Annotated in this window: 6 protein-coding genes; 3 read left to right on the top strand and 3 right to left on the bottom strand. The window is 31.2% G+C overall.

Features of this window, described 5'->3' with window-relative positions:
• Nucleotides 1-665: 665 nt before the first annotated feature.
• Nucleotides 666-1,859, top strand: a complete 1,194-nt coding sequence (locus tag ACPYKA_RS18495; protein ID WP_479543677.1) for an MFS transporter — start codon at nt 666-668, stop codon at nt 1,857-1,859.
• 790 nt (nt 1,860-2,649) lie between these two features.
• Here the strand turns inward: ACPYKA_RS18495 and ACPYKA_RS18490 are convergent.
• From ACPYKA_RS18490 to ACPYKA_RS18480, 3 genes are read right to left on the bottom strand one after another with little or no spacing between them, the layout of a single operon-like run.
• Nucleotides 2,650-2,940 carry a hypothetical protein gene (locus ACPYKA_RS18490; protein ID WP_479543676.1) on the bottom strand — a complete coding sequence of 97 codons (291 nt, stop codon included), beginning with the start codon at nt 2,938-2,940 and terminating at the stop codon, nt 2,650-2,652.
• Nucleotides 2,941-2,981: 41 nt separating this feature from the next.
• Complete coding sequence (locus tag ACPYKA_RS18485; protein ID WP_479543675.1) at nt 2,982-3,170, bottom strand: helix-turn-helix transcriptional regulator; 189 nt, start codon at nt 3,168-3,170, stop codon at nt 2,982-2,984.
• Complete coding sequence (locus ACPYKA_RS18480; protein ID WP_479543674.1) at nt 3,160-3,480, bottom strand: hypothetical protein; 321 nt, start codon at nt 3,478-3,480, stop codon at nt 3,160-3,162. The genes ACPYKA_RS18485 and ACPYKA_RS18480 overlap by 11 nt, the downstream gene beginning before the upstream one ends.
• A gap of 457 nt (nt 3,481-3,937) precedes the next feature.
• Between ACPYKA_RS18480 and ACPYKA_RS18475 the strand changes: the two genes are divergently transcribed.
• Both ACPYKA_RS18475 and ACPYKA_RS18470 read left to right on the top strand, forming a co-directional pair.
• Complete coding sequence (locus tag ACPYKA_RS18475; protein WP_479543673.1) at nt 3,938-4,819, top strand: YicC/YloC family endoribonuclease; 882 nt, start codon at nt 3,938-3,940, stop codon at nt 4,817-4,819.
• Nucleotides 4,820-5,089: 270 nt separating this feature from the next.
• Nucleotides 5,090-5,273: extracellular matrix/biofilm biosynthesis regulator RemA family protein (locus ACPYKA_RS18470; RefSeq protein WP_479543672.1), on the top strand; the 184-nt coding region annotated here is incomplete at its 3' end.

Here is a 5,273-nt window from a genome sequence, read left to right as displayed (position 1 = left end):
CTCCCGGAGGTGGTATATATGAAAAAAATCCTTTTTGGTCTATCAATTATTTTTCTTTCCTTTTCATTCTTTATGGTATTTGGATTATCGTGTAGAAAAAGTAACAAGTTGTAGTATATTAGAGAAAACAGTATCTAAACAGCTACTTTATTATTTCATTTACATGAAGCCGATATAAACGATCTTTAAAAACTTTATTTTAAGAGGACGATTATTTCCTCTTTTAATTTTTTACTATTACTGTACATATTTTCACAACTAAAATATTACTATTCCATCGTTTTTCAAACTAAGTAAACCACGAACACATGAATAAATACTACTAAGAAAAAAGAGATAATTCCAGTCCATTTAATCAGAGACGTAACCCGAAAGTCATTAGTGACACGTTTTACAATTATACCCATCAATGCAGTTCTGTTACTATAATAATTCCGCTAACAATAAAAGTGTTACTCAGTTTATTTACAACATCAACAACATGGTTAATGAACAATATCCATAAGTATCCGTTTTCCATTCAATCTTTGGTATGGTGCTTCTGATTACACATATTAGATTAATATACATTTAATTGTGGAAATATAGTTTCATAATAGGTTGAATTGTAGTTAACCCCTTAAAGAATTAGAAAAACAACATTTGTGTAAAGGGGACTTATGTTCATGTGGAAAAATAAAAATATGTGGGTACTTATGGTTGGGATATTCGGAGCAGAAATGGGCATGTGGTTAGGATTGATTGGGAATTTGGAGTTTTTACAAAGGAATGTTAGTTCAAGTTTTATACAATCTTTAATCTTAATAATAGGTGTTGTAAGCGGTTTCGTTTCTGGGCCATTTATAGGAAACGTGATTGATTCATTAAATAAAAAACTAGCACTTTTTATTGCAGGAGTATTAAGAATCCTGGGGATACTCTCTATGCTACTTGCCATAGGATTTAATTCTATTATTTGGATGTTAATATCAATGGTTTTAATTGGTGTGGCGGCTTCTTTTTATTTTCCTGGAATTCAGGCTATAATACCACTGATATCCAATAACGAAGAAGATCTAATGCAAGCAAATGCTCTCCAGATGAACATTATGACGTTAGCCCGAATCATTGGTACTGCTTTAGCGGGCATATTACTTTTATTAATTTCATTAAAAGAAATATACATGTATAGCCTAATTGCTTATATAATTTTGCTTTTAAGTACTTTCTTTTTAAAGTTTGAAGAAAGTCGAAATGATGAAAAGAATAGCAAAAAGACCAACAGGAATAAATTCAGGGAAATATTCCCTGTAATTAAGTCAAAACCAATGGTTTTTCAATCATTAATCCTGTCGGTTATTCCATTTATATTTATTTCCAGTTTTAATCTAATAGTTATTAAGATAAGTAATATCCAGAGTAACCCTTCTATCAAAGGGCTACTATATACTGTTGAGGGTTTAAGTGTAATAATTACGGGGCTGCTAGTTCAATATTTAGTTAAGAAACATAATATTATGAAAGCTATAATTTTATCTTGTATGTTAATAGTTATTTCGTATACCTTGTTATTTTTCACTACAATTGAATTTCTCCCTTTTATAGCCTTCTTTTTATTCGGGGTATCTTTCGGTTTATTTATGCCACTTTCTGCGACATTATACCAAAAGCAGATTTCGGGTAAATTACATGGTAGATTTTTCGCTTTTAAAAGGGTTTACGAGACTGGAATTGGACAAATATCATTATTAACTATTGGACTAGGTTTAGATTTGCTGGGATTACCAAACTTAATGATAGTTTTGGGAATGTTTTCTTTACTATTAGTTACCTATGTCGTGTTGGTTTCCTTTATGAAAAATAAAAAAAAGAAAAAATAAATGAAGTTGCCTTATAGATAAATAGATATTAGTAAACTTATTGGTTAATATCAGGACTAAACGGAGAAAGCATTAAAGTAGTATTTTTTAGTGTAGAGTTAAAAATTGGAACTACTTTTAATACTTCAACATGTGTTAGTGTCTTGGGGTTTATGGCATGTATTAATTCTTCGCTGTCTATCTTTATTTTCTTCCCGCCTATTTCTACCAAATCTTGTTTTAGCTTATCAGAATATTTATCAATGTATTCTTTTGAGTAACCTATTTTTAATAGTATCGAATCAAGTTCTTCTTACTTAATTTATCAGCGTTATCTATAGGAGCAATTCTTCCATCGTCAAACTTTTTTTATTAATAGTAGGTTGATTCAATGACTCTTCTTCTGCAGATACCAAAGATGAATTGTTATTAGTGGATATTGTCAAAACTATTGATAGTGTCAAAATAAATGTTGTAAATCAGCACATTATCCTAGATATCAATTTTTAAATTATTTCAGCCTGAAATCTTGGACAGTGTGCTTAATTTAATCACTTTGTTTCAGATTTGAAAATAATTTATCAAACTGTTTTTGGATTTATTTCAGAATTTCTATGAATAATTCAGGTAATATATTCATGGTTCTAATTATAGTAAATTGGATCTGTTGATTATCACTGCCCCTTACCCCACCCTCGTGTAAAAAGCCTTCATCCAATACAGACATTATTTAATACTTAAACTCGCTAATTCACTGATTCCCAATGAATTATTAGTTTTCTATTATACCTGCAAAATGGGGTATGCCCTTTTATTTATTAGTTGTTTTTTCAATTTCCTTTTTTGCTTTCAAAATTAACGGCAATGAGAATGCTGCGCCTATAAAAGGTATTATCATTTTTATAAATGATGATAGAGACTTATTCATGGAAAGAAAACTTTCTGGAATTAACATAGAAAATAAAATCCCTACAATAATGGGTGTTAGCGCTAAAATCCTTTTGTTGAAATCACCTTTTGGTGCTTGTTTAAACATTATTATGGAAGCCAATATCATAATGAAAATTAAAATAATAATAGAAATCAAACCAATAATGGACAATAAGAAAACCTCCTTTGTGACCAATGATTCCGTAGTTTAAATCAATGTTTGAAAAAGTCATCAACAGTTGTATCGAGAACATCCGCTATTTTAAAAACAAGTGCTAAAGTAGGATCATATCGATCATTTTCAATCGCGTTAATTGTTTGTCGAGTGACATTATATTTCTTTGCCAATGTCTCTTGTGTAAGCCCTTTATTTTTTCGTAATTCTAAAATTTTATTTATCATTGCTGCTCAACCGTCTGCTATAAACCCAATAATAAATAAAGTTGCTACCTACCAAAAGTATTAAATATAATAATTCCGGAAATTTAATAGTTATGGTAGATTGAGTTAAATTAAACAAATCAATCACAAACCTTATCAATAAAATCATTAGGAGAAAAACCCAACTTCCCACGATGGATTTCATTTTTATTAATTGGGAACGTTCATCATCCCCTATTTTAACACCGCTATAATTTTTGTCACCTGTGAACCAACTAACACTATAGACCAAAATCAAACCAACAAAAATTGGAATAATCCATTCTACCAAATTATCACCTCACATGAATGTCAAAAGTTCTTTCCATTTCAGGATAATAATTTGGACAGGTATATGTAAAGAAGTTGAAGGAAACTGTAACGTATTCAGCTGGGTCATTTTTCGCTGTATCCTTTGTGACCTTTAGATTGTCATAAAGAATATCTTTACTTGTGTGCCCTTCCGCTCGGGAATTGATGAACAACGGTTACAAAGTGAGGCTTTATGTGCCCTTCCGATCAGGAATTGGTGAACAACGGTCACAAAGTGAACCACTATGTGCCCATCCGAACAGAAGTCCATGAAAACGTTCATTATGTAACTCATTGATTATGTCGCAGTTTCTGGAAATTAAATGTTTACTAACTTAACCCAAAATAAATTTATCAAAGCTTCTATTTATTTTCTCATTTTGATAGAGAAATTACTACCAAAAATGTATAATAAGTTTATATTGGAGTGAGTTAACATGGTAATGAGTATGACAGGGTATGGAAACGATACTTTTCATATCGATGAAACAATAGTAATGGTAGAAATAAGAAGTGTAAACAGCCGCTATTTGGACGTTATATCTAAAATCCCCCGAACATTACACAACATAGAAATGGATATAAAACAGATTATTCAAACTTATTTTCACCGAGGGAGAATTGAAATCTACATATCGATTGCTGGCGACTTTTTAATCGAAAAAAACTTACATGTTGACTGGGAGTTAATGGATCAATATATTGATCTTTTAAGACAAGCTAAAAATAAATATGATATGAAAGAAGCCATTCCATTCTCCGCTTTAACCGCTATCGAAGGTCTTATCACTGTTCAAGAAGTAAAGGTAGAATCAGATCAACTTAAAACATTATTACTCCAAAGTATTGAAAGAGCCTGTAAAAAGGTATTAGCAAATCGAGAAACTGAAGGAGCTTTTTTACGTGAAGATATACAAAACAGAATAAAAACGATGGAAAATATGTTAAAATCAGTAGAAGAACGAAAAGAAGAAGTTTACATTCATTATCGTAATCGTATTAAAACGCGGATTGAACAACATATTGGTAAGGAAATGGATGTAGATAAAGTCTATCTTTTGCAAGAAATTGCATTATTAGCGGAAAAAGGCGATATTGCAGAGGAAATAACACGATTACGTAGTCACTTTCATCATTTTCGGAATGTTATTAGCCATGATAGTCCAATCGGTCGAAAATTAGATTTTATTACACAGGAAATGCATCGTGAGACCAATACAATTGGATCAAAGTCTGTAGATGTTAAAATAAGTGAATGGATCATAATCATGAAAAGTGAAATCGATAAAATAAGAGAACAAGTTCAAAATATTGAATAAAGATTTTCATCAACGTTTTATATTTGCAGATAAGAAAGTATAAAACTTTCCTACTGCATGCTTTCGCCAAGGCTTGCACTCTAGAGCTTAAGTGCAACATCACCTCTGTTTTTCGACAATCTGAGGAAGGCCGACTAAGAACAGGCTTTGCGCCTAACGTCGGCATACCCCTTTGAAGGGGCATGTTTTCTTTGGTGATAAGCAAGTTTTCTAATATTATAGTTAAAAATACATATTGTAAAAATAAAGACCGAATTGGAGGTCAAACCTTTGGGATTACATTTGATTAATATCGGGTTTGGGAATGTCGTTGCAGCGAATCGAATAATTTCGATCGTATCGCCGGAATCAGCACCAATAAAACGTATTGTTCAAGTAGCACGTGAAAATAACAATTTAATAGATGCTACATATGGTAGACGTACAAGAGCTGTTATCATTACCGATAGTTCTT

The organism is Pseudogracilibacillus amylolyticus (SeqCode), from assembly GCF_051918545.1.
Lineage (GTDB): Bacteria > Bacillota > Bacilli > Bacillales > Amphibacillaceae > Pseudogracilibacillus.
This window is presented reverse-complemented; position numbering and strand designations above follow the sequence as displayed.